1 protein-coding gene is annotated in these 470 nt (G+C 62.8%); it reads right to left on the bottom strand.

Translation table 11 applies throughout. The features are described from left to right. On the bottom strand, positions 1-233 hold a 233-nt coding region (locus DY467_RS25540), incomplete at its 3' end, for a YciE/YciF ferroxidase family protein (protein ID WP_164639837.1). Between the last annotated feature and the right edge of the window lie 237 nt (positions 234-470).

The following is a 470-nucleotide window of genomic DNA, read 5'->3' as shown; positions in this document are numbered from 1 at the left end:
TCGCAGGTCTTGCCGCGGGCCGGCTTCTCCAGCAGTTCGAACACCTGCTCCAGCCGCTCGATCTGACCTTCGGTCTCGTCGCGATGCTTCTCGAACGCCGCGCGCAGTTTGTCCGAGGTGGCCGCCTTCGCCATCTTCGGCAGCGCCTTGAGGATCTGCTTCTCGGCGAAATAGACGTCCTTCAAAGTATCGAGGAACAGGTCGTTGAGGTCCTTGTCCTTGGTCCCAGCCATATCCGTACTCTCCATGCCATCGCGAGTGAGGAGGCTTCCTCTCCCGCCCAACGCGAGCTTCGGTCGATCGTTCCTGCGGCACCGCTGTCATCCAACTGTCAAATCGCTGCGGCACAGTCGTCGTCCTGCTGCGAGGTGCGCATGATTTCCGAAACGTCCGGTCCAACGACCGCAACGGCCGCGGCCGGACACAGCTTGCAGAGCCTCCGGGCTAGCGCGATGTCCGTTCCCCTGCCC

Source organism: Rhodopseudomonas sp. BR0G17 (genome assembly GCF_010907025.1).
GTDB lineage: Bacteria > Pseudomonadota > Alphaproteobacteria > Rhizobiales > Xanthobacteraceae > Rhodopseudomonas > Rhodopseudomonas palustris_H.
Note: the sequence above shows the minus strand (reverse complement) of the source record. Positions and strands in the feature narration are given on the sequence as shown.